Annotated in this window: 16 protein-coding genes; 9 read left to right on the top strand and 7 right to left on the bottom strand. The window is 70.5% G+C overall.

What is annotated here, in order from left to right; translation table 11 throughout:
• Positions 1 to 27: 27 nt before the first annotated feature.
• The 3 genes from WME73_RS28680 to WME73_RS28670 all read right to left on the bottom strand — a co-directional run bounded on the left by WME73_RS28680 (position 28) and on the right by WME73_RS28670 (position 2393).
• Positions 28 to 276 carry a hypothetical protein gene (locus WME73_RS28680; protein WP_437911597.1) on the bottom strand — a complete coding sequence of 83 codons (249 nt, stop codon included), beginning with the start codon at positions 274 to 276 and terminating at the stop codon, positions 28 to 30.
• Positions 277 to 434: 158 nt separating this feature from the next.
• Positions 435 to 1346: a hypothetical protein gene (locus WME73_RS28675; RefSeq protein ID WP_437911596.1), complete on the bottom strand. Its 912-nt coding sequence runs from the start codon at positions 1344 to 1346 to the stop codon at positions 435 to 437.
• 96 nt (positions 1347 to 1442) lie between these two features.
• Positions 1443 to 2393 carry a hypothetical protein gene (locus WME73_RS28670; protein WP_437911595.1) on the bottom strand — a complete coding sequence of 317 codons (951 nt, stop codon included), beginning with the start codon at positions 2391 to 2393 and terminating at the stop codon, positions 1443 to 1445.
• Positions 2394 to 3604: 1211 nt separating this feature from the next.
• On the opposite strand from WME73_RS28670, the gene WME73_RS28665 reads away from it, so the two are divergent.
• Positions 3605 to 4690 carry a hypothetical protein gene (locus tag WME73_RS28665; RefSeq protein WP_437911594.1) on the top strand — a complete coding sequence of 362 codons (1086 nt, stop codon included), beginning with the start codon at positions 3605 to 3607 and terminating at the stop codon, positions 4688 to 4690.
• 175 nt (positions 4691 to 4865) lie between these two features.
• The gene (locus tag WME73_RS28660; RefSeq protein ID WP_437911593.1) at positions 4866 to 5849 is read left to right on the top strand and encodes a serine/threonine-protein kinase; all 984 of its coding nucleotides are present in this window, start codon (positions 4866 to 4868) and stop codon (positions 5847 to 5849) included.
• A 135-nt stretch (positions 5850 to 5984) separates the two neighbouring features.
• Here the strand turns inward: WME73_RS28660 and WME73_RS28655 are convergent, their stop codons facing one another.
• Both WME73_RS28655 and WME73_RS28650 read right to left on the bottom strand, forming a co-directional pair.
• Entirely contained in the window at positions 5985 to 7025 is a 1041-nt protein-coding gene (locus WME73_RS28655; RefSeq protein WP_437911591.1) for a serine/threonine-protein kinase, read from the bottom strand.
• A gap of 535 nt (positions 7026 to 7560) precedes the next feature.
• Positions 7561 to 9036, bottom strand: coding sequence for a serine/threonine protein kinase (locus tag WME73_RS28650; protein ID WP_437911590.1), 1476 nt, complete (start codon positions 9034 to 9036; stop codon positions 7561 to 7563).
• Between the two features lie 417 nt (positions 9037 to 9453).
• Here WME73_RS28650 and WME73_RS28645 point away from each other — a divergent pair, with 417 nt between their 5' ends.
• The 5 genes from WME73_RS28645 (at position 9454) to valS (ending at position 16447) form a co-directional block, all read left to right on the top strand.
• Positions 9454 to 10779, top strand: a complete 1326-nt coding sequence (locus tag WME73_RS28645) for a flavohemoglobin expression-modulating QEGLA motif protein (protein ID WP_437911589.1) — start codon at positions 9454 to 9456, stop codon at positions 10777 to 10779.
• A 134-nt stretch (positions 10780 to 10913) separates the two neighbouring features.
• Positions 10914 to 11597: a hypothetical protein gene (locus WME73_RS28640; RefSeq protein WP_437911588.1), complete on the top strand. Its 684-nt coding sequence runs from the start codon at positions 10914 to 10916 to the stop codon at positions 11595 to 11597.
• A 786-nt stretch (positions 11598 to 12383) separates the two neighbouring features.
• Entirely contained in the window at positions 12384 to 12593 is a 210-nt protein-coding gene (locus tag WME73_RS28635) for a hypothetical protein (RefSeq protein WP_437911587.1), read from the top strand.
• Positions 12594 to 12806: 213 nt separating this feature from the next.
• A complete protein-coding gene (locus tag WME73_RS28630) occupies positions 12807 to 13541 on the top strand; it encodes a ferredoxin--NADP reductase (RefSeq protein WP_437739559.1) in 735 nt (244 codons plus the stop codon).
• Positions 13542 to 13744: 203 nt separating this feature from the next.
• Positions 13745 to 16447: a valine--tRNA ligase gene (gene valS / locus WME73_RS28625; protein ID WP_437911586.1), complete on the top strand. Its 2703-nt coding sequence runs from the start codon at positions 13745 to 13747 to the stop codon at positions 16445 to 16447.
• A 464-nt stretch (positions 16448 to 16911) separates the two neighbouring features.
• On the opposite strand, the gene WME73_RS28620 is transcribed toward valS, so the two are convergent.
• Positions 16912 to 18462, bottom strand: coding sequence for an ATP-binding protein (locus WME73_RS28620; RefSeq protein ID WP_437911585.1), 1551 nt, complete (start codon positions 18460 to 18462; stop codon positions 16912 to 16914).
• Between the two features lie 93 nt (positions 18463 to 18555).
• Between WME73_RS28620 and WME73_RS28615 the strand changes: the two genes are divergently transcribed.
• Together WME73_RS28615 and WME73_RS28610 are read left to right on the top strand one after the other, a co-directional pair.
• Positions 18556 to 18759 (top strand): hypothetical protein, encoded by a 204-nt coding sequence (locus WME73_RS28615; protein ID WP_437739556.1) that lies wholly within the window; start codon positions 18556 to 18558, stop codon positions 18757 to 18759.
• Positions 18760 to 19013: 254 nt separating this feature from the next.
• On the top strand, positions 19014 to 22889 hold the full coding sequence (locus tag WME73_RS28610; protein WP_437911584.1) for a protein kinase domain-containing protein: 3876 nt from the start codon (positions 19014 to 19016) through the stop codon (positions 22887 to 22889).
• A 61-nt stretch (positions 22890 to 22950) separates the two neighbouring features.
• On the opposite strand, the gene WME73_RS28605 is transcribed toward WME73_RS28610, so the two are convergent.
• Positions 22951 to 23742, bottom strand: coding sequence for an OmpA family protein (locus tag WME73_RS28605; protein WP_437739554.1), 792 nt, complete (start codon positions 23740 to 23742; stop codon positions 22951 to 22953).
• Positions 23743 to 24276 lie beyond the last annotated feature (534 nt).

The following is a 24276-nucleotide window of genomic DNA, read 5'->3' as shown; positions in this document are numbered from 1 at the left end:
CTCGGGGCCGCGGGCCGCGTTGCACGATCACTCGCGCTGCTCAAGGGTTGGCTCGGGTGTGCTCGCGCCGTTCTCTCCAACGTTGACAACGTACGCGGAGCAGTCTTGCTCGCGAGCTCGCGCCGACATCCGTCCAAGCGAGAGGGTCGCCCAGAAGATCGCGAACGCGAGGGTGGTAATGGCGATATAGCCAAGATGCGCGCCGATGTAGGCGAGGACGAACGGTACGAGCGCCGCGGCGACCCATACAATTATCTTGAGGCGTGTGCTTGACATGACGTGCCTTCACTTGACAGTTGCGCCAACTGCGCGGCTCGCGGCTTCGAGGATGGGCAGTGGCCGCGTACCCGATTAGGCCAGCGTAGAGGTGCTGGTGCTCTCGATCAGCTCCGGCTGATGAGAGGCTCTCGATCTCAGAGCGCCCGCAGCCGCGGTCAGTCGCACACGACGGGTGGCAGAGCCTCCAGCGGCGCGACACCGTAGTTGTCGAGCAGCGTCGCGTTGCTCGAGGGCACCACCGTCTCACCGCAAAATACGTTTCGTACGAACGCCCCCGCGTTGCCCGTGATGCTGACATTGCCCCGGACGAGCGAGAAGCTGATCCCGAAATTGTTGCCTCTCGAGGTGAGATCGCCTGTGATCGTCAGGCCTCGCAGCCGTACCTCTTCGCCTGCCGCCGTGATGCTGCCGTCGATGACCACCGCGCGATCGAGGAAATCCTCGCCGTACAGGAGCGTGCCCTTGCCGGTGATCGTGATGCTGCCGACGTACGTACCCGGGCGCAGCACGACGACCCGATCGTCCTCGGCCAGGTGGCCCTCGAGCTCTGCCAGGGGCACCGACGGATCGAGGAAGATGGCGCCCGAGGCTTCGCTGACAGCGTAACGGACGGGCGTGTTGTCGAAGAAGGCCGCAGCCGAGCCGGAGAACGCGACAGGCGCATCCACGACATCGCCCTCTGCCTGGACCGTATGGGCGAGGCTGGCTCCCGAGACATCGAGCTCGATGCCGCCGGGCGCGACGCCGACGACCGCGACGCCGTCCGCTGTGACGTCGCTGTCGCCCGGCGTGGCGGTCACCGTGAGCCCATCGCGCGCGTCCCCGAGCTCGTCGGGAACTCCCGTCGTGTGGGGCGTGTTCACCACCGGGTTGACGATCGCCACGATCGCCGTCGTGCCGGCCGTGACGTCGACATCATCAGGGGTTCCCGTCGCGTCATCACCGCCGCAGCTGGCGGAGCCGATGCACGCGAGCGCGAACAGGGCTCGTCGTGCAGAGAGGGCGCGCGACGGGATCGTGCCGCCGAAGCCAGCTTTCTCCTCACATGCGTCGTTTTGTCCAGTCATGGCGAGATGTCCCTCCGGGTGAAGACCTTCACTGCGTGATCGCGCGAACGTGGATCGTGAAGCGGGCCGCGGCGCGGCGCGCTTTCATGATCACGTTCAGCGCCATTTGCCCTTGCCCTTCCACTTGCCCTTTCCCTTGCGGACGACGATGACCCGGCGGCCGTCGTCGTCATCGTCGTCGTGCACCACCACGGTCGGCTTGACGTTGACCTTCACGGCCCACGCGGTGGCCACCAGGATGCCGATCACGGGCGCGCTCGGGCCGACCACGATCACCGCGCCTGGGTGGTAGTTGCAGAGGACCACGTGCGTGTGCCCGCCGTCCTTGAGCACCACCGTGATCTTGGTCGGGTTGACCTTCACCTTCAGCTTTCCAGTGAAGTAAAGCCGATCGGGGCCGGGCGCGAGCACGAGCACGTCCGGGCCCGACGCCGTCTGGATCGCGAGCTTGATCTCGCGCTGGCCGATCGGGACCGGCTTGAGGTCGAGATCCAGCACGTACACGCGCACGTCGCCCGTCGCCTTGTCAGCGACGATCTCCACGATGTCGTCTCCGACGGGCTGGAGCACGCCCCCGTTCGGCCCCTTCTTCCCTTCGAGCTTGATCGCCTGGCTCTCCTTTGCGCTCTCCTGGAGCTCCCGGGTTCCGCCGCGCGGCACGTGCAGCGCCCCCTTGAACGGCTCGCCCTTGACCTTGAGCTCGTAGCTGACCTCCGTGAGCTCGTCCTCGAGCGGCGGGATCTTGGCGACCAGGACTCCCCCCGACTTTGGCTCCGGCACGAGCTCTGCCGTCGCGGGGGCTCCCTCCTTGCCAGGCACCTTGACCGTGAGGTTGCCCGACACGCCCTCCTCGATGGGCTTGCCATCGCGGTTCTTGACGAGCGCCGTCACCTTCCCATCCTGGGCTACCGTCATGACGACCGAGCCGGGCTCGTGCTGCTCCGTCAGCGCCCAGTTGTCCTCGATGCTCTCCGCCGTGATCTGCGGCGACTTGCTGCAGGCAGGCGAGGCGAGCGCCATGGAGGCGACCGCGAATGAAAAGAGCACGGATCGGAGACAACGTTGGATTCGCATACAACCCTCTCTGGCGACACCTTGAAGGCTTGATCGCCTCACACCTGCTTGCGCGTCACGGACCAGATGAAACCGTCGTACCAGAAGTGCAGCAGGGCGACGCGGGAGGAGGAAAAACGCCCGGTCATACCAGCGGCTGACGATGTACGCTTCGCTGCCCGGTGAGGCGAGGAGCGCAGGAGACGCGGGCTCGACTCGGGCGCTCATGCCGCACGCTCGACCGCCGCGGGCCGCGGCTCCGGAGCTGCCAAGGCGAGCAGCGCGACCTGCAGCCTGGCTCTGGCGAGGGTGATCTGCATCGACAAGGAACAGTTACACGACTGCGTGAGTCGCGGTCAATGTGCCTAGCACCGGTATTGCAGCGCAGGTGCGCCCATGGCGAACGAGCTCAAGCGCGCTCGCACGCCTTCGCGAGGCCATCAACGGCACAACGCCGCTTGCGCAAGAGCGACACCGTTGTTCATCCTCACGGTAGCCGCTACCCCCGTCGTGCTGACCGCCGTCGTGGCCACGTATCCGGTCGCAAAGCACAACGTCAGGCACGCGGGCGGCAACACAAATCGCAGGCACACGAGCACACATCGCCCCCCCAACCAGGGATTGTCCGAAGGTGCAGTCGCATCGCCGCTCGTCGGCGGCTCAACAATCGGCAACTCGGCAGCCGCCGGCGGTGTCGCAGGTCTCTTTCGTGAGCCGCAGATGCACGCTCGTGCGACAGCCTATCGCTGCTCTCAGCATGAAAGGGGAGTGTGATGCGTCTTGCGAATTGGCTCGCGCCGCCAGTAGTCGCAGGTGTGCTCGGCCTCGCTTTACACGCCGGATGCGGCGGTGACGCGGGAACGGGAAGCGGCGGTTCGAACGCTGGAGCGGGGCCAGGCACGGGGGGCGGGGGCGCGGGCCTACCGGGCGCAGGAGGCAGCGACGGTACGGGCGGTCTCGACGGGACCGCGGGCAGCGATAGCGGTCCGGGAGGCGGCGTCGCGTGTGCGCCTGCCGGCGCCGCGTGTGACGCAGCGATCGACTGCTGTTCGCTCAACTGCAGCGGCGGCCAGTGCGATCCGGCCGCGGGGTGCGCTCAGATCGACGAAGAGTGCACGGACAACGCCGACTGCTGCTCGAACCTGTGCGACGGCGGCACCTGCACGCAGGGCGGCGGCTGCCTCCAACCGGGCGAGGATTGCTCGATGGGCGGGAGCGAGTGTTGCAGCGGCGTCTGCGAGGACGCGCCTGTGGCTGGCGAGAGGTGGTGTGGTCAGCCGCTCGGCGGCTGCCATGTGGAGGGAGAGGTGTGCTCCAGCAACGCCGACTGCTGCAGCAACCTGTGCGAGGACGGGGGGAACGGCGTGCTCGTGTGCGTGCCGCAGGGGGCGTGCGACCCCGTCGGCGAGGCGTGCAACGGTCCATCGCAGTGCTGTTCGAACGCGTGCATCGAGATCGCGCCCGGGGCCGCGTTCTGCCAGTCCATCGGCGGCTGCAAGCCGATCGGCGAGCTCTGCACGGACGACGCGCAGTGCTGCACCGAGAACTGCCAGACGGAGCCGAACGGCGTGAAGAAGTGCGGGCAGCCGCCGAACTGCCGTCCGGCCGGTGAGATATGCGATTCGTCGTTCGGGGAGTGCTGCCCCGGCGTGCCGCAGGGCAAGCTGCTCTGCTTTGCGGGCTTGTTCGGCGTGCTCCGCTGCCAGGACCCGTGCTGCGCGCTCGCGGAGGCCGCCTGTGACTCCGACGACGACTGCTGCTCGCGGCGCTGCAACGTCGACGCGGGCAGGTGCGAGAACGGGTTCGCCTGCAAGGTCCACAGCGAGGAGTGCGACGCGGACGCGGATTGCTGCAGCGGCATGTGCTCGTCCGGCAAGTGCGCGGACTGCGCGTGCCGCGACGACGGCGAGCCGTGCCGGACGCCCGACGACTGCTGCGGCGGCGTCTGCGCGCCCGATCCGAGCAGCGGCGGCGAGCTCAGGTGCAATCCGAGCAGCGGCGGCGGCGATGGCGGCAGCGATGGCGGTGGCGGCGGCGATGGAGCTGGCGGCGGCGCCGGCGGCGATGGCGGAGCCGGTGACGGCACGGGCGGCGGAGCCGGCGGCGCTCCGCAGTGCGTGGAGGTCGGGGTCGGGTGTTTCAGCAACGCCGAGTGCTGCTCGGGGCTGTGCAGCGGTGGTGAGATCGCGGCCTGCCTGTCTTCGCCTTGCAAGTCGATCGGCGGGCGTTGCGCGGACTCCGGCGAGTGCTGCTCGGGGATGTCGTGCATCGACGGGGCCTGCTCGCTCTAGTCTCAACTTGGGCACAGCTGCCCGATGTCAGGCAGCTGTGGCCAACTCGAGGCTAGTACTAGTCTAGGCGGAATTCGACCAGGACGGCTAAGGTCGGCGTGCACAGCAGCTCGTCGGCCAGAGGTGGCGCCGGACGGTTCCGCTAGGCTCCGTCCCGTCGCGCCTGGTGAACGGGATGGTACCATCCGCCCGCTCGATGGACGACGAGGAGCTTGCGGCGCGGCGCATCGGCACCCAGATCGGGACCTGGACGGTGGAGCGCGTGCTCGGTGGCGGCGGGATGGCGAGCGTCTTCCTCGGCCGGCGTGCTGACGGCCAGGTCGCGGCGGTGAAGGTCCTACACCCGTCGCTGAGCCAGATCGAGGAGCTCCGGAAGCGCTTCCTGCGCGAGGGCCCGATCGGCAGCGCCCTGGCGGCTGTCGGCCCGCTCTGCGAGGGGCTGCCGCTCGTGCTGGAGTCGGGCGTCGCGGACGACGGCGCCGCTTACCTTGCGATGGAGGTGCTCGAGGGCGAGACGGTCTTCGACCGCATGGCCCGCGTGGGGACGCTCGCGGTGGGCGAGGTGCTGGCGCTCGCCGAGCGGGTCCTCGATGTGCTGGTCGTGGCGCACGCGTACGGCGTCGTTCACCGGGACATCAAGCCTGAGAACCTGCATATCGGGAGCGATGGGCGGGTGAAGGTGCTCGATTTCGGGATCGCCCGCGTGCTCGATCCGCTTCCTTTCGGGATGGGGGAGCTGCCGGAGAAGACGGCCACGAAGACGGGCGTGGCGCTCGGCACGAGCGAGTACATGGCGCCTGAGCAGGCGAGGGGGATGGTCCGCGAGATCGACGGCCGGACCGACGTCTTCGGCCTGGGCGCCACGATGTTTCGGCTGCTCTCCGCTCGCGCGATCCACGGCCATGTGGCCGATGCGCGCCTGCTCATCGCCGCGGCGACGGAGCGGGCGCCGTCGCTCGCGCAGTGCGCGCCGGACGTGCCCTCGGAGGTGTGCGACGTCGTGGATCGCGCCCTCGCGTTCCACAAGATCGAGCGTTACCCCGACGCGGCGACGATGCGCGCCGACGTCCGCGCGGTGCGGGCGGGCCGCCTGCCGCCGTACGTCGTGGCCGTTGAGGAAGGGCGGATCCCGGCGGGGGCCCCGCTTCCTCGTCGCTGAGGGAGCCCACCTCGTGGAGGGCGCCCTGCGCGGCCGTGGCGCGCGTCAGCGGCGGGGAGACCGAACCGAGGGGGCTCATGGAGCTGCCGTCGAGCGACGAGCCTGCTCCCTCGATGTGGCCTTTTTGAGTCTCTGTCAGCTGAGCAGGATGGCGATCAAGAGCGCGACGCTGAGCAAGAGCGATACGACGATGGACGCAATGAGCCACGGCCGCATCGCCGGCGAGGTCCACCTGGACGCGAGCGATGTCGCGCTCGTCTGGCGCCCCGGAGCACCGGGGTGCATCGCAACGGTCGGCTCGAGCTGCCTCGGCGCGCCCTCCATCGCCGCAATGGCCCCGTCGAGGGCCGCGATCACGTTCGTAGCCGTCGGATAGCGTTGGATTGGGTCTCGCTGGACGAGCCGCATCACGAGCGCCTCCACTTCGGGGCGGATACCCAATCCCGGAGCACGCTGGCGGAGCGGGGGCGCATCCTCGAGGAGCCGCTGCCGGAAGGAAGATTGGCCGTCGCTCGCGTCGAACGGGCTTCTCCCGGACAGCATTTCGTACAAAATGATTCCAAGCGCATAAAGATCTGCGCGAGCATCGACGGCATCCATGCCGCGCACGGCCTCCGGCGCGAGATAACTGAGCGTGCCGAGGACCTGGTCGGCAGCGGTGAGGTCCTGGCCTTTGCGCGCGGCCTCGCGGCTTTCGGTGGACAGGAGCTCTACGTTCACCTTGGCGAGGCCGAAATCGATGAGCTTCACCTGATCACGGGCGCCGAGAAGGATGTTCTGCGGCTTCACATCGCGGTGCACGATCCCCTTCGCGTGCACCGCCTCCAGAGCAGACGCGATCTGCCTCGCGATGTGGAGCGCGCGTCGCGCGGGGAGCGGCGCCGAGGCGATCACGTCCTGGAGCGGGGTGCCCTCGACATACTCGAGGACGAGAAAATGCGACCGATCCGCGAGCTGACCGAAGTCGTTTGCCGAGACCACGTTCGGATGCTGGATATGCGCCCCCGCGATCGCCTCGCGCTCGAACCGCGCCACGATCTGGGGGAGGTTCCGGGCGCTCGGCTGGAGGACCTTGATCGCGACCTGCTTGCGGAGGTGCACCTGCTCGCCGCGGTACACGGCTCCCATGCCGCCCTCCCCGATGAGCTCGTGGACGCGGTACCGCTCCGAGATCAAGCTCCCGATCAGCGCTGGCGCTTTGTCGTCTGAGCGCACCAACGTGGGTGCGTCGTCCGACCACGGCCGCGCCGCAGTCTCGATTTCCTCCACCAGCGCCGAGCTTGTGAGCTCAATGACGGAGGCGTCGCGTTGTTTCCCGAGCATCCGCACCGTGACGTCGTCGGTGCTTGAGCGCCCCTTGGGTGGGATTGTCCCTGGCATGCCGGGGAGTGTACACGCACAAAGGTGCTGTGAGCCGAGGAACCGCACCGCCGTCCGAGTGGACATCATGCTCAATCCACCCTCCGCACGGAAAAGCTGTGCAGTTCCGCGATATTCGTGGATCTGGCTCCGTACGCCGACATCAGCCTACAAGGATGTCCACAGTGCATCGAGCCGTAGCTCGCTGGTCGCCGCCCGCATCGCCGGAACCTCCAGCCCCGCCCCGAAGGCGCGATGAAGACATCGGGGGCCAGCGATCGAAGATCTGGGCGGCGGCGTGCTCTTCGGCATGCCGGGACGGTACAAGACAAGGCCGCCGCTCCTCACAGAGCTATTGCCATTGAAGCTCGGAGGGGTGGTAAGCTTTGAGGCCGTCAATCGGAATGGGCCCGTCGGGGGTGCCGATGCACACTTTGACGCCCTCATCGTTCGTGCGTACTGGATAGGCGTGCTTCAGTTTCGACGTGACGCAAAATGGATATTTGCCGTCTTTGACGAGGAGGCGATACTTGCCATTGGGGGCGGGCCGGCGCGTCGATGAGGGCCCGGTGGTCGAGGATGGGGTCGACGATGGGGTCGAGGATGGCGTGCTGGTAGTGGAAGACGTGGCCATCGTGAGAGAGCTACCGCTCGCCTTGTCCTCTTGCGATGTCTCATCGTCCGCGCTCTCACGAGTGTCTTCGGCGGAGCCTTGCGAACGAACAACGAAGAAGACAGCGGCGAGGCAAACGGCGACAGCAAGCGAGCCAATCACTGCAATCATCAAGAATGGCGAATTCGAGCTCGATCGTGGGCTGGTTGCAGCAGATTGAGGCGGCACGGATACGACCATCGGTGCCTGCATCGCTTGGCCGGGAGCAGGAGCAGCCATCGTCGGGCCATCGACGCTGATTGGAGACGACACGTCGGCTCGGATCGACACCGGGGCTGGCGCGTGAGGGGTAGCAGTGGCGCCCAGAACTCGCTCGATGTCTTCACGCATGGCGCGGGCCGTTGGATAGCGGCGCGATAGATCGAAAGCGAGCGCGCGATCGACGATGGCGCAAACCTCTGGGCTGACAGAGGGGGCAACGGTGCGCAGGGCCGGCGCAGGCTGCGTCGCCATCTTGATGAGGAGCTCGCTTTCCATGGAGCCCTCGTGCACATGGCGTTTTGCTAGGATTCGAAACATCGTCGCGCCAACGGCGAAGACGTCGGCCCGCCCATCGATCTGGCCACCAGCGATCTGTTCGGGCGACATGTAAGGTATAGTCCCGAGCATCGCGCCGATGCGTGTACGAACATTGGAGCCGCCCTGCTTCATTCGAGCAATCCCGAAATCGAGGACCTTGACGCCGCCTGAAGAGGTCAAAAAAAGATTATCCGGCTTGATGTCTCGATGAACGATGCCGAGCCCGTGCGCGACATCGAGCACTTCGAGCACGGTCGAGAAGATGCGGAGCATCTCGCGCTCCTCGATGCCGCCGGAGCCGTGGGCGCGCTTGCCGAGCGATTCACCGTCGAGCAACTCCATCACCAAGAACGGCGAGCCATCTTCGCTCGTATCAATGTCGAGGACATTGACGGCCGCGGGGTGACCGAGCTGGTTTACCGCGAGCGCCTCTTGCTCGAACCTGGCTCGAAGCTCCTTGGAGACCGCGATTTCCGGATGGAGGATTTTGATCGCGCAGCGCCGGCCGATCCTGTGTGTCGCCTCGTAAACCGCAGCCATCCCGCCGACGCCGATAAGCGAATCGATGCGCCATTTGCCCCGGAGGACCGTTCCGATTCGTGCTGTGCAGTGTGCTAGCTGGGGATCATCATTCATTGAGGTTCAGGCTCCAATGTATACCGGATGCGAGGAGCTGAACAACATGCTCGGCGTGGCAACGGGGAGCGCCGGCGCACGCCCTCGCGCTTGCCTCCCCGGCACAGGCCAACACTTTGCCGGAGGCCTCCGGGGCGCTTCGGCGCACAACCACTGCGCATGGGCGATCTCAGCAGAGCCCGCGGGCGCTGGCGAGCGGCAGAGCTCCGGCAACGAGCCGACCGAGCGGCGGGCTCGACGTTCGGCCCAAGCTTGCTCACCCCTCCGGTGCCACCGGCAGCCCGAGCAGCCGACCGATCGCTTCCTGAGGAACGCGGAGCCAGGCGCGGTCGCGCTCCAGCCCCGGATCCGCGCCGGAGCCGCAAGCGCCCGCGCCGGCCGCTTCCCACGCCCGGCGGTCCGGGCGAGCATCGCGCCATGAGCATCGATCGCGCCGTGCTGGAGCAGCTCGATCGGGTCGGCGCCCGCCTCTCCGAGGGCAAGGCGCTCCGGCTGCTCGAGGACATCGCCTGGCCTCGCGAGGTCGAGGAGCGCTTCTTCGCCGCCGGCGAGGATCGCCTCCCCGAGGTCGAGCGCCGCGTGGATCGCGACGGGCTCGCGCGGCGCATCGCCGAGCTGCGCGAGTTGCTCGGATCGATCGACGGCGACGCGCCCGCGCTCGACTGGCTGCGGGACAACGTCCGCGCGCAGATCCAGGCCGCGGAGCTGCTCGAGGCCGCGGGGACCCGCGAGTTCTCCGAGCGCTCGCGGGCGCTCTACGGCGGCGCGCGCTCGCGGTTCTTCGGCGGCGAGGTCCGCAACATCGACCTCGCCGAGCACCTCACCGCGCGCCTGCGCGTCCACGGCTGGGACGAGGCCAGCGATCCCGACGAGGAGCCGCTCGACGCCGACGCGCTCCGGGAGCTGCTCGCCGCCCGCGTCGCAGCGCGGACGCCGACGCTCGACATCGAGATCGTGCTCGACCCGCGGATCACGGCCAAGGTGGTGGCGGGCATGAGCCGCGTCCGCATCCGCCCGGAGGCCACGTTCGCGTCCTGGGAGGCCGAGGGGCTGTGGCACCACGAGGTGGAGACGCACGCGCTCACCGCGCACAACGGCGCGGCGCAGCCGCGGTGCGCGTTCCTGCGGTCGGGCGGCCCCCGCACCACGCGCACGCAGGAGGGGCTCGCGATCTTCGCCGAGCTGTACAGCCGCTCGCTCTCCATCGGCCGCCTCACCCGGCTCGCCGAGCGGGTGCGGCTCGTGGACATGGCCGAGCAGGGCGCGAGCTTCCTCGATCTCTACAGGTACCTGCGCGAGCGCGGCGCCGGGCGCCGCGACGCCTATTTCGACGCCCAGCGCGTCTGCCGCGGCGGGCTCGTCGAGGGCGGCGCGCCCTTCACGAAGGACGCCTGCTACCTGGCCGGCCTGCTCGAGGTCTATGCCTTCCTGGCCGCGGTCCTGCGCGGCGGCCTGCGCGACGAGGTGGAGCTGCTCGTCTGCGGCCGGATCGCGCTCGACGACATCGCCGTGCTGGCGGAGCTGCGCGCGGCCGGCGTGCTGGAGCGGCCGCGCTACCTGCCGGGCTGGCTTCGCGCCTGGCAGACGCTGCTGCCCTATTTCGCGTTCACCTCGTTCATGGATGGCATCGACCTCGGCCCGGTGGAGCGGCACTTCCAGGAGCTGCTCCGCGTGGCCGCCGAGGCGCGGCCGGTCGGGGACGGGGAGGGGAGCAAGCGCCGCGGCCGGCCGCGGGAGGGGTGAGGGCGCCGCGATCGCGGGCGCAGGCCGGGCGAGCGGGACGCGACGGATGTCCCTGCGCCACGGTTGAGGTATGCCGCTCGCTGATGGGACGAGTCCATTCCCGTTTCGCGCATCCCCCCGCGCCCCCGGCGCGCGTGTCCTCCACTTCTTCCGCGGCCGCGGTGCGCCGCCGCCTCGTCGCGTGGGCGCTCGCCCTTGCCGGCGCGGTGCTCGCGTCGAGCGCGGCCGCGCAGACGCCGCCCCCGCAGCTCGCGCCCTCCGCGCCGCCAGCCGCGCCGGCCGTGGAGGAGCTCCCGCCGCAGGCCATGTGGGAGGCGACGGTCGCTGCGTACGAGGCGAGGATCGAGGCGCTCAAGTACGAGGCGGACGTCGTCCACGATTTTGTTGACTCCGAGGACATGCGAGACGCCCGAGGGCGCCAGATCGAGCTGGAGATCGAGGCGACGAAGAGAGAGCTCCGCAACTTCATGGAGCGGACGACCGAGCGGAACAGCACGGTCATGATGGTCTCGGGGATCGTCCTCGCGAGCCTCGGAGCAGCCGCCGTCGTCACCGGCGCCGTGCTGATCACCGCGAACCACGACGAGGCCGTCACGAAGCACCGCGACGGGTACACGGTGGCCGTGGCGACGGCGGCCGGGGGCGTGGCCGCCGTTGGCGCCGGCCTGCCGCTCTACGTGATCGGCAAGAAGCGGGTGCTGCGGAAAGGGCTCGATATGCGCGGGCTGGCCGCTGCGCGCCTCCTCGTCGGTCCGGGCGCCGTCGTCGCGTCGCCTGGAGCGGTCCCCCTTGGCCTGGGGCTGCGCATCGCGTTCTGAGCTGCGGCTCGGCGCCCAGGCGCGCCCGCGCGCTCCTGTGGCTCGTGAGGCGGAGAAGAAGCGGAAGCGGAACTAAAAGGAGGACACGAACGCTCCGCGAGGACAGCGCGAGATCACCACGCGCACTGCTCTCCTCCACAGACGCAGAAAGTGCTGGGCGATCTCTGGCTCCGGTGCTAGCGTTGTTGTCGACGCGTCGCCCGCGTCAATCATGAACACTCCCTGCTGATACCACCGCTCCGTCACGCGGCCCCGAAGGGGAAGCGCCTGTTGCCCAGGTAGGCACGGCGACCCTCTGCCGCCGCGCGTGAGCAGCCACGACGGCCGCCCGCGGAATCCCCGCGCGGGCGTGGGTCGTGTGCTCGTGGGGACGGAGCGTGGTCCAACTGCGAACGAGTCCGATGCGCTGGAGGTCGTTGACCTCGCGGTCGCAGCCCCTCGCTCGCTGGCCGCTCGCGCGAAGCACCGAGCCGGATGGTTCGTGGCGCGGCGGGCCGACTCGCCATCTCTCCTGACGGCGAGGCGCTGAGGCGCCTTGCCAGGGGGCGTGTGGTGATGCGGACCGCCCTGCCCCGGCGATGCGTGGAGGTGCGTTCCATCGCGCGAGAGCGCCAGTCGAGAGGCCTTTGGGCGGCGTCCGGAGCCAGCGTCCGTCGCGGCATCGGTGTGCCTTCAATCCGGGGTCGTACGATGAATGGAGGGTGTATGAGAGCTGGTTCTTCGAAGGGTTCGTTCAGCCTTGGTGCTCTTTCTGCCGTGGTGATGAGTGATCGAATGGAGGATCCTATGACGGAGCGACCCGCGCATGTCCCCGAGCGCGCACTGCAGCTCGGTTCGGCCAAGACGCCCGAGCAGCGCCCGCCGCAGGCGGGGCATGCCCCGGCGCCGAAGCCCGCGCACAGGGAGCCCCGCCCGCCGAGCAAGCTCCCGAACCAGGATCGCTCCCGGCCGGCGCTGAACATCCCGCAGCGCCGCCGCATGGGCGTGCAGCGGTAGATCCGCTGCCGCTCCGGCGCCGGAGCGCCGCGAACGGCGGCGGTCCGGCCGTGCGCTCCGGCGGCGTGGAGCCGGAAGGCCTAGACTTCCGCGACTCCACGCCGTCCGGCAGCGCGCTGACGGCTCCGATCGTGATTGGGCCAGGGCGAGGGCTGCGGTAAGACCTCGCCACCCGCGCGGCCCAGCAGCCTGTGGCCCTGCAGAGGCCCGATCATGATCCAAGCCGAACCGTTCGAAGCCCGCCTCGTCGCCGTCCGGCCTCTCAGCCCCTTCGTGCGAGAGCTCTCGTTCGAGCGCGCTGACGGCAGGGAGTTCCTGTTCGAGGCCGGGCAATGGGTCAACCTCGTCCTCCCGCTCCCGGGCGGTGAGGTGAAGCGCGCCTACTCGATCGCCTCTGCCCCCGACGGCTCGCCTCGCTTCGATCTGGCGGTCACCCGCGTGGAGGGCGGGGCCGGCTCGGAGTACCTGCACCGGCTGGAGCCCGGCGCGACGCTCCGCGCCGTCGGCCCGCACGGGCTCTTCACGCGCGATCCCGAGAGCCCTGCGCCCTCGCTGTTCGTCGCCACCGGCACCGGCGTCACGCCGCTCCGGAGCATGCTGCACGCGTCGCTGCGCGCCGGGGTGGCCGCGCACCTGTGGATCCTGTTCGGCGCGCGCTTCGAGGAGGACATCATCTACCGCGACGAGCTCGAGGCGCTCGCGCGCGGCTCGGACCGGATCCGCTACGAGATCACGCTCTCGCGCGGCGGCCCGTCCTGGTCGGGCCGCCGCGGCTACGTGCAGGCGCACGTGCCCGAGCTCTACCGGGAGCTGGCCGGGGCGAGCGGGGATCCGGCCCCGCACGTCTTCATCTGCGGCCTCGATCGGATGGTCTCGCTCGTGCGCGAGCTCGCCCGTGGCGAGCTCGGCGTACCCCGCAAGCACGTCCACGTCGAGCGCTACGACTGAGCCGCCGCCCCGGCGAGCGCGTCCACGTCGAGCGCCGCGGCGGAGCCGCCGGCCTCTCCAAGGAAGGAGCCGCCGATCTCGGGCGGACGCGAGCGCCGATCGCCCTCCGGTGACGCGGCGCGCCTTGAGCGTTACCCTGGGTACGACGTAGGATGCGCGCCCCCGCGGGCGGTACCTGCGGGGTCAGTTCTGCAGGTGATCACGTGACGACCAAGAAGACGTTCCGCACCATCGATCCAGCGACGCTCCCGAAGCATTTCGACTCGCCCGTCGCCGAGCAGCGCCTGGCCGACGCGTGGGAGGCCGACGGGACGTACCGTTATGACCCCTCGCGCCCCCGCGAGGAGACCTTCGTGGTCGACACGCCTCCGCCGACCGCCTCGGGCTCGCTGCACATCGGCCACGTCTTCAGCTACACGCACACGGACGTCATCGTCCGGCAGCGCCGGATGCTCGGCTTCAACATCTTCTACCCCATGGGCTGGGACGACAACGGCCTGCCCACCGAGCGGCGCGTGCAGAACTATTTCCACGTCCGCACGGACGTGCGCACGCCGTACGAGCGCGGCCTCTCGCTGCCGCAGGCGGCGCCGGAGGCGCTCAAGAAGGAGCAGCCGCGCATCGTGTCGCGGCCGAACTTCATCGAGCTCTGCCACAAGGTCACGCGCGAGGACGAGCAGGTCTTCAAGGCGCTCTTCCGCCGGGTGGGCCTCTCGGTCGACTGGCAGTACGAGTATGCCACCATCGATGATCACTGCCGCAGGACGGCGCAGCTGTCGTTCCTGGATTTGCACGAGAAGGGCCACCTCTACTCGGTCTTCGCGCCCACGATGTGGGACGTCGATTTCCAGACCGCGGTCGCGCAGGCGGAGGTCGAGGATCGCCCGCAGTCCGGCGCGTTCCACGACATCGCGTTCGCCGTGGAGGGCACGGGCGAGCAGCTCGTCATCGCCACGACGCGCCCGGAGCTGCTGGCGGCCTGCGTGGGCGTGACGGCGCACCCCGAGGATCCGCGGTATCAGCACCTCTTCGGCAAGACGGCGCTCACGCCGATCTTCCGCGCGCCGGTGCCCATCTTCCCGAGCACGCTCGTGGATCGCGAGAAGGGCACGGGCATCCTGATGGTCTGCACCTTCGGCGACGCGACGGACGTGATCTGGTGGCGGGAGCAGAAGCTCCCTCTCCGGCAGATGCTCGGCAAGAACGGCCGACTCCTCCCGGTGACGTTCGGGGAGGGCGCCTTTGAGAGCCGCGATCCGGCCGCCGCGAACGCGGCTTATGGGCCGCTCCAGGGCAAGGGGGTGAAGCAGGCGCGCGCGGCCGTCGTCGAGCTCCTCCGCCGCGAGGAGCACGCGGCGGCGCCCGGCGCAGGCCCGGCGCTGCGGGGCGAGCCGAAGCCGATCGAGCGGGCGGTGAAGTTCTTCGAGAAGGGCGATCAGCCGCTCGAGTTCGTGCCCACGCGGCAGTGGTTCGTCCGGCTCGCCGACAAGAAGGAAAAGCTCCTCGAGTTCGGCGACAAGATCGAGTGGCACCCGGATTTCATGCGCCTCAGGTACCGCAACTGGACCGAGGGCCTCCAGGGCGACTGGTGCATCAGCCGCCAGCGGTATTTCGGCGTGCAGTTCCCGGTCTGGTATCCGCTCGACGCCGAGGGCAACCCGGATCACGGTAGGCCGCTGCTCGCGACGCGCGAGGTGCTCCCGGTCGATCCGACGGTCGACGTGCCGCCCGGGTACGACGCGTCTCAGCGGGACAAGCCGGGCGGCTTCACGGCGGAGTCCGACGTGTTCGACACGTGGTTCACGAGCTCGCTCACGCCGCAGATCAGCTCGCACTGGGGGCTCGACGAGGGGCGCCACGCGCGGCTGTTCCCGGCCGATCTGCGCCCGCAGGCGCACGACATCATCCGGACGTGGGCGTTCTACACGATCGCGAAGGCGATGCTGCACGAGGCGTCGGTGCCGTGGCGTCATATCGCGATCTCGGGGTGGATCCTCGACCCCGATCGCAAGAAGATGTCGAAGAGCAAGGGCAATGTCGTGACGCCGATGCACCTGCTCGACAACTACTCGTCGGACGCGGTCCGCTACTGGTCGGCGAGCGCGCGGCTCGGCACGGACACGGCGTTTGACGAGAAGGTGCTGAAGATCGGCAAGCGCCTCGTCACGAAGATCTGGAATGCGGGCAAGTACGTGCTCAGCCAGTCTGCGGAGGTCCATCCGGTCTCCGAGGAGCTGGATCGGGCGTTCTTGCACAAGCTGTCGGCGGTGGTGGCGGACGCGACGCGCTCGTTCGAGGCGCAGGAGTTCGCGGCGGCGCTCGAGCGGACGGAGGATTTCTTCTGGCGCTGGTTCACCGACGCTTACCTGGAGCTGGCCAAGGCGCGGGCGCGCGGCGAGGGCGGCGCTGGTGATGCGGCGCGGGGCTCGGCGGTGGCTGCGCTGCGGCTCGGGCTCTCGGTGCTGCTGCGGCTGTTCGCGCCGGTGCTCCCGTACATCACCGACGAGGTCTGGGCCTGGGTGTACGCGGAGGAGACGGGGCAGCGGTCGATCCACCGGGCGAAGTGGCCGGCGCCGGGGGATTTCGCGGAGGTCGCGGCGCCGGCGGACGCGGGGCTCCTGGAGCTGGCGGCTGCGGCGATGGCGGCGGTCAACAAGCGGAAGAGCGAGCTCGGCGCGAGCGTGGGGCGCGTGGTGACGGATCTGGCGCTGGGGGCGAACGCGGCGACGCTGGCGCGGCTGAAGCCGGCGCTGGGGGACGTGCTCGCGGCGGTGCGGGCGGGGGCGCACGAGCTCGTGGAGCGGGCGGAGCTGGCGGACGGCGAGGTCCAGGTGGTGCGCTGCGAGCTGGAGGTGACGGCTGCGGCTGCGGCCGGGACGGGGGAGGCTGCGGCGGCCACGGAGTAGCCCGGATCGAGGTAGTCGCCCGGCCCTCGTGGAGGGAGCACGCCGCGCTGCGCGCTCCCTCCACGAGGGCCTACGGCTTTGCTGAAGGGGGGAGGGGCTCCCGCGAGGTGACGGCGGATGCCCTGCGCCACGCGCCCGATGGCGTCGGCCTCGTTTCTCCACCGAGAGATGGGTTGATCTCGTTGACTACGCGGCCGTCTGGACATGCGCGGCGGCCATCAGGACACGCGAGCCTCCCATCAGGACGCGCCGGTGCCCATCAGGACATGCCAGCCTCCCATCAGGACACGCGGGTGCCCATCAGGACATGCCAGGCACTCGTCAGGACACCTCACGCGTTCCTTTGCCCGTGATGCCGTGCCGCACGGCGCGTGCCGTGCGCGTCATCTGGCCCCGCGCGGCCGGCGTCGGGCCGGAAGGCACGCCGAGGGCGCCCCGGGACAGCTCCTGAACGACGAGCGCGCTCAGGCGCGAATGACGACGACCTCGCGACCGGCAGGGGTCAACGCGTGCTCGCGGCGCGTGCGCTCGGCGATGGGGGGCTGTCCCGCGCGCTGGTCGAAGAGGATCAGCCATCCGCGCTGGAGCCCCAGCCCGGCGAGGTACTCGTCCAGCTGGGCAAGCCCCTCGGCAAGGGGATCCGGGCGGCCGTCGCGCCAGACCTTGAGCTCGATCGCGAGCGTTTCGCCCGCATAACGGACGCAGAGATCCATCCTGCCCCGGCCGATGGCGTACTCGCGATCGATGGTGCCGCCGCCGTTCACGACGCGGTGGAGGAAGGCCATGACCACGAGGTGCGGGGCGATCTCGTGGTAGGGCGCCGCCCTGAGCAGCGGCTCACCGTGCTGGCGCCAGAAGGAGAGAAAGGCGTCGAGCAGGCGATCGGCGTCGAGGCGGCCGTCCTGAGTGAGCCAGGTCGCCGGGATGCGCGGCAGCGAGTCGCGCACCCCGCTCGCGAGCTCACGGACGATGATCTCGCGGTAGATGGGGTTGGCGATGACGAGACCGCCTTCCGCCGTTCGGCGCACGAGGCCCAGGTCGACCGCGAAGCGCCGGTCGTCTTCGGGCACATCGCCGAGGGTGGTGCCGGCGAGCATGGGCTCGATCACGGCGCGGATGCGCGGCTGGCGCAGCCGGTCCACCAGGCTGTCGAGGTGCGTGTCCTGCCGCTCGATGAGGATCTCCCTGGCGCGATCGACGTCCGCGGCCGTGATGGGCAGCGCGCGATCCTTGACCAGGACATCGACGAGCTGGCGGGCGAGCGCGTTCACGAGCCATGGCTGACCCTGGGTGAGCTCGAAGGCCCGGTCCACGGCGTCCGGACGGAAGACCTGGCCGGTTTCGGCCGTGTGCTGGGCGTAGAGCGCCGCGACCTCGTCGTGCGTGAAGTTGCGCAGGGTGAGGGACTCGACCTTGATGTTGAAGGGGCTCGACGTCCCGAGCCTGTCGCTGCCGCCGGACGTGACCTTGTAGTCGCGCACATCGCGCAGGCCGACGAGCGCGAGCGCGTGCGGGAAGTCACTCGGGCGATCGGGATAGCCGCTGCGGATCTGGCGCAGCAGGGAGACGAGCGTCGCGTCGCGCAGGGCGTCGGCCTCATCGAGGAAGACGACGAGCGGACGCGGCGCAGCCTTGGCCCAGGCGCGCAGGGCCGCTCCGATGCGCTGGCCGGGGGGGGCATCGGGGAACGGTGGCGGCCGCAGATCGGCCGGGAGCTGCGAGCCGGCGGTGCCGCGCCATTCGGCGAGCATCGCGAGCTCGGCTGCGCCAGGGTCGTCGGGGAAGGGAGCGCCGATCTCCGCCGAGACGAGGACCGCCACATAGCGCCCTTCGGCCGTGAGATGCCGGGCGAGCGTACGCAGCGAGGTCGTCTTGCCGATCTGCCGTGGCGCATGCAGGACGAAGTAAGCCTTGCGATCGACGAGGTCGCGCACCCCGGGCAGGCGCTCCTCTGGCGGGAGCATGTAGTGATCGGCCGGATTGCAGGGGCCTGCCGTGTTGAACCAGCGGTGCATCGCGGCGGTGAGCCTAAGGGCGGCGGCTCCGGGTGGCCAGCGCGGCGACGCCGGTCGCGCTCGCCCGGCGGCGTCGAACCTCGATGAGATAGGATGCGTGGCAATAAGGCGCCTCCGGCGGCGCGGCCCGAGGTGTTCGCGCCGGGGCCATGGAAGGGCGGCCAGGTCCAGCGCCTCCGTGTGCCGCTCAAGGATCACGAGCCCGGCGAGCACCGCGTCGAGGTCGAGCCTTGTCGGGCGGGAACGGCGTGCGGACACGAGCCTGCCTCGACATTCCGGATCCGACTCGGCGGTTGAGATCACGCCGCGCGCTGCCCTGCGCGGCGGGCCAGGAGCTCGGTGCCCGGGCACCGGAACGCGCTGTCGTCGCGAATGTCCCCGGGCGCCCGAGCACCAGAGCGCATTGTGGTCGCTCTGCGATCCAGGTGCCCGAGATCGGCCACATGCAGGGGTGATCGTGGCGTAGATTACATTTGGCTCCTGACAGGGTACCGTGATCCAGCGGGTGAGGGCCGTCGCTGGAGGCCCGTGTGAACGACATCGCAGACGCAATGCGCGATTTGGACGTGGTCGAGGATCGGTTCGAGATCGAGCGGTTCGCCGGATCCGGCGGGATGGGGGAGGTCTATCGCGCGCGTGACCGGCGGTCGGGGGAGGCGGTCGCGCTCAAGGTGCTGCACAGCGCGAGCGCGGGCGATCTGCGCCGGTTCGCGCGGGAGGCGAAGGCGCTCGTCACGCTCCGGCTGCCAGGGGTCGTGCGGTACGTGGCGCACGGGACGACGGGCGCAGGACAGCCGTACCTGGCGATGGAGTGGCTGGAGGGCGTGACGCTGGAGCAGAGGCTCGCTCAAGGACCGCTCTCGATGGCGGAGAGCGTGACGCTGGCGGCGCAGGTGGCGACGACGCTGGGCGCGGTCCACCAGCAGGGCATCGTCCACCGCGACCTGAAGCCGAGCAACCTGATGCTGGTGGGCGGCGCGGTCGAGCGAGCGACGCTGCTCGACTTCGGCATCGCGCGCGAGCTCTGGCTCACGCAGAGCCTGACGGCGCCCGGAGCGATCCTTGGGACGCCCGGGTACATGGCCCCCGAGCAGGCGAGCGGCGAGGCGCCGGTGGACGCCCGCGCGGATGTGTTCGCGCTCGGGTGCATCCTGTTCGAGTGCCTCGCGGGGCGCCGGCCGTTCCTGGGCGACAACCTGCTGTCGCTTCTCGTGAAGGTCGTGCTGGAAGAGCCGCCGCGGCTCGGGGAGCTGCGCGACGGCATCCCCGAGCTGCTCGAGCGCCTCGTAGCCCGGATGCTGTCGAAGTCGGCGGAGCACCGGCCGCGCGACGGCGCCGCCGTCGCGGCGGAGCTGGCCGTCTTCGCCGGCGAGGGGCTCGCCGCGGGAGGGAGCGCGGTCGCGGCGCCACGCGCGCCCGGCGAGGAGATCACGACGTCGGAGCGGCGGGTCATGTGCGTCATCCTGGCCGCCCATGGCAGCGAGGAGACCGGCGCGACGCTGGCGGAGGCCGATGGGGTCGCGCAGGCCCAGGCGCTGCGGGACATCGCGGCGCGCCACGGTGGGAGGCTCGATTTCCTGCAGTCGAAGTGGCTGCTCGTCGCGCTGTCGGGGGCCGAGTCTCCGACGGACCTCGCGGTGCGAGCGGCCCATTGCGCGCTCGCGCTCCGGACCGTGGTTGGCGGCGCGCCCATGTCGGTCGCGACGGGGCTGGCGGAGATCGAGGGGAGGCTGCCTGTCGGTGAGCTGGTCGATCGGGTGGCCCAGCTGATCGTGGGGCGCGACGGCCCGCCGTCCGGGGGTATCCGGCTCGACAGCGCGACGGCGAGCCTGCTCGCGAGCCGCTTCGATACGGCGCGGGGGCCCGGAGGATGCTGGCTGCGCGGCCGGAAGGAGGAGCCGGACACGGTGCCGAGGCTGCTCGGGAAGCCGACGCCGTGCGTGGGGCGCGAGCGAGAGCTCTCGCAGCTCGCGGCCGAGTGGCGCCATTGCCTGGACGAGCCCGCCGCGAGCGCGGTGGTCGTCGTTGGGGCCGCGGGCATGGGCAAGTCGCGCCTCGCCTGGGAGTTCCTGCGCGCCATCAAGGAGCAGCGCGAGGCCGCCGAGGTCTGGATCGGCAGGGCCGATCCAATGGCGGCCGGCTCGGCGTTCGGCTTGCTCGCCCAGGCGCTCCGCCGCGCCATGGGGCTGCTCGACGGCGAGGCGCTGGAGGTGCGGCGGAGCAAGGTGCTGGCGCGGGTAGAACGGCTCGACGGGCTCGGGAGCAAGGGGCCGCACGTGGCGGCGTTCCTCGGCGAGCTGGTGGGGGCGCCCTTCCCTGACGAGGGCGATGTGCAGCTGCAGGCGGCGCGCCAGAGCCCGGTGCTGATGGGCGACCGCATCCGCCAGGCGTTCGAGGACTTCGTTCGGGCCGAGTGCGAGCGGCAGCCGGTGCTGCTGGTGCTGGAGGATCTGCACTGGGGCGACCTGCCGACGGTGCGGCTGATCGACGCGGCGCTCCAGCACGCGAGGGACCTGCCGCTGCTGGTGCTGGCGCTGGCGCGCCCCGAGGTGGACGAGCTGTTTCCGGAGCTCTGGCGCCAGCGGGTCGGGCTTCGGCTGCGGCTCGCGGCGCTGCCCCGGCGCGCGAGCGAGCGGCTGGTGCGGGAGGTGCTGGGCGACGGCGTGAGCGCGGCGCAGGTGGACGAGCTGCTGGCGCGCGCCGAGGGCAACGCGTTCGTGCTGGAGGAGCAGATCCGCGCGGTGGCCGAGGGGCGGGGCGAGGGGATGCCGGAGACGGCGCTGGCGATGGTGCAGGCGCGGCTGGAAGCGCTGGGCGTGGAGGAGCGGCGGGTGCTGCGCGCGGCGAGCGTGTTCGGCGAGACGTCGTGGGAAGGTGCCATCGCGGCCTTGGTGGGCGGCGCGCCGGTGGCGCAGCCGCTCGCGGAGCTGGGGCGGCGGGAGCTGTTGGTGCGGCGGCGCGAGGCGCGGATCGCGGGCGAGGTGGAATACGAGTTCCGGCACGCGCTGGTGCGGGAGGCGGCCTACGGCATGCTGACCGAGCGCGACCGCCGCGTCGGGCACGGCCTTGCGGGCGACTGGCTGGCCCGCGCTGGCGGGGCGGACGCGACGGTGCTGGCGGAGCACTTCGAGCTCGGCGGCGCGCCGGCGCGGGCGGCGGAGGCGTACCTGCGCGCGGCGGAGGAGGCGCTCCGCGGCGGCGATCTCGACGCGGCGATCGCGCGGGCCGACCGGGGTCTCGGCTGCGGCGCGGCCGGGGACGCCGCCGGCAGGCTCCGCTGGGTCCAGGCGGAGGCTCATGTGTGGCGCGGCGATCTCGCGCTCTCCGCGGAGCGGGGGAGCGAGGCGCTGGGCCTGGTGGAGCGCGGCTCGGCCGCGTGGTTCTCGGCCATCATCCCCCTGGTATGGGCCACGTCCAAGCTGGGGCGGCTGGACGAGGTTGAACGCTGGACGACCGAGGCGGTGGGCGTGGCCGCCTCCGGCGACGCGCAGGACGCAAAGCACCGCTGCCTGTCCGCGGGCGCGAGCGCGCTGTCGCTGGGGGGGCGGTACGCCGAAGGCGCCGCGCTGCTCGATGTGGTCCAGCGCGCCCTCGCGAGCGCGGAGACGACGGATATCGAGGTGGTCGCGCACCTCCACGACGCGCGCGCGGCCCATGAGATGTGCAGAGGCGACCTGGGCTCCTGCGCCGCCAGCCAGGAAGCCGCGTTGCTCGCCTTCGAGCAGGCTGGCGATCGTCGCAACGCGCTCAGCGCCCGGGCGAGCCTGGGCTCCGTGTGCACGGAGCTCGGCGACTTCGAGATGGCCCAGTCGATGTTGCGGGCAGCCATGGAGGCGGCCGACCGGATGCACCTGGACGAGCTGAAGGTCTCTGTGCAGGCCAACCTCGCGCACGCGCTCGGGTACCGTGGTCAGCTCGCCGAGGGGCGGGCGCTCGCCGAGGAGGCGGTCGCGTCGAGCCAGGGGGCGGGCATGGTGCGCACGGAGCTCTTCGCTCGCTGCTACCTGGCGAAGATCGCCCTCGCCATGGGCGATTTCGAGGCCGCCGAGCGCGAGGCGCGCGCGGCCATCGCGCTCTTCGAGAGCGCGCCGACGCTCTGCGTGCAGGCCTTCTCCCTCCTCGCGCGCGCGCTGCTCGGGCTCGGGCGCACCGACGAGGCGATCCGGGCTGCCGCCGAGGCGAGCGCGCGGCTCTCGGAGTTCGGCACGCTGGAAGAGGGCGAGTCGCTCGTCCGCCTGGCCTATGTCGAGGCGCTCGCCGCGAGCGGGAGGCGCGCCGAGGCCGAGGTCGCGATCGCGTCGGCCAGGACGGCGCTGCTCGCGCGCGCCGAGCAGCTCAGCGAGCCGGCCTGGCGCGAGCGCTTCCTCCGCGACGTGCCGGACAACGCCCGCACGCTCGAGCTCGCGCGGCAGTGGCTCGGCGGCTGAGCCCGTGGTGCACGAAGCGGCACGCCGCTGTCGGCGCCACGGGCCCCTCGCTTGCCGGCGCTTACTTCGTGGCGAGCTTCGTCAGGTCGAGCATTTCGTCGACGTCCGGCATCACGATCAGGTCGCAGCGCCTGTTCTTCTGCTTGCCGGCCGGTGTGTTGTTGTTCGCTATCGGGTCCGTGTCCGCGAACCCTGCCGCGCTCCAGTGCCTCGTCGGCAGCTGGCCCTCCTTGCCGATCAGGAACAGCAGCACGGCCCGGGCGCGCATCAGCGACAGCCCCCAGTTGTCCTGGAACGGGCCGCTCTTGTACGGCTGGCTGTCGGTGTGCCCGGCGACCTGGTAGTCGCGGTCCACGAGCGACTTGTCGCCCCGGATGACGTCCGAGATCTTCTTCAGGATCTGCTGGCCCTCCTTGCTCAGCGTTTCCTTGCCCGAGTCGAACAGGACGTCTCCGGGCAGCGAGATGACCATCCGGTTCCTGCGGACCTGGACCTCCAGGCCGAGCTTGACGAGCTCCTCGAGCTTCTTCCGGAGCAGGTCGAACCGCGCCTGGATCGCCTCGAGCTGCTTCGCGCGCGCCTTGTACTCGGCCAGCGCCTTCTCGCGGTCCTCCAGTGTCGAGCTCATCTTCGAGATGTCGGCGCCCTGGTCCGCGAGCTTCTTCTCGAGCTCCTCGACGCGCTGCTTCGCGTCGGCGAGCTCCTTCTCGAGCTCGGCCTCCCTCTTCTGGCTCCGGTTCTGGAGCTGGTTGTACTTGTCGAGCTGCGACTTCCACTCCTGCTCGGAGTGGCCGCAGCCCGCGGCGAGCAGCGACGACAGCGCGAGGGGTAGTGCAATGAGTGTCCGGTTCATGAGCGCTTTCTCCATGGCTCCGTCGGCGGGAGCGGGATGCTGCGGGCGAGAGCGTCGCTCAGCTCGGGCGAGAGATCCAGAGGGGAGGACGGCGAGATCCGCCCGTCCGCGCGGCCGTGCGCTGCAGGTGAGGCGGGATCGGGGCTCCGGCGGCGCAGGTGAGAGCGGCGGCGGCGCGGCCGGCGACGGCGCTGGCGCGAGCGGGGACGCCGGCGGCGGTGCAGCCGCGGGCGTTGCTGGCGCGTCGTGGGGCTTCGTCAGCGCGTTGCCCACCCCCGACCGAGGTTGAGGCGGCCCCGACCGAGGTTGAGGTGGCCCCGACCGAGGTTGAGGCGGACTGAGGCGGCCCCGACCGAGGTTGAGGCGGCCCCGGAGGCGGACCCGACCGAGGTTGAGGCGGACCCGACCGAGGTTGGGCGGACCCGACCGAGGTTGAGGCGGACCCGCCAGCCGTCGCTGCCAGCCGACCGGGGTTGAGGTGGCCGGTGGCCCCTGCTCCGGTGCGTCCCGGGTGTGCATCCGTGACCGGGTTCC

It is taken from the genome of Sorangium sp. So ce302 (genome assembly GCF_051530145.1).
Taxonomy (GTDB): Bacteria; Myxococcota_A; Polyangia; order Polyangiales; family Polyangiaceae; genus Sorangium; species Sorangium cellulosum_B.
The sequence above is the reverse complement of the archived record's forward strand: the minus strand, read 5'-3'. Positions and strand labels throughout refer to the sequence as shown.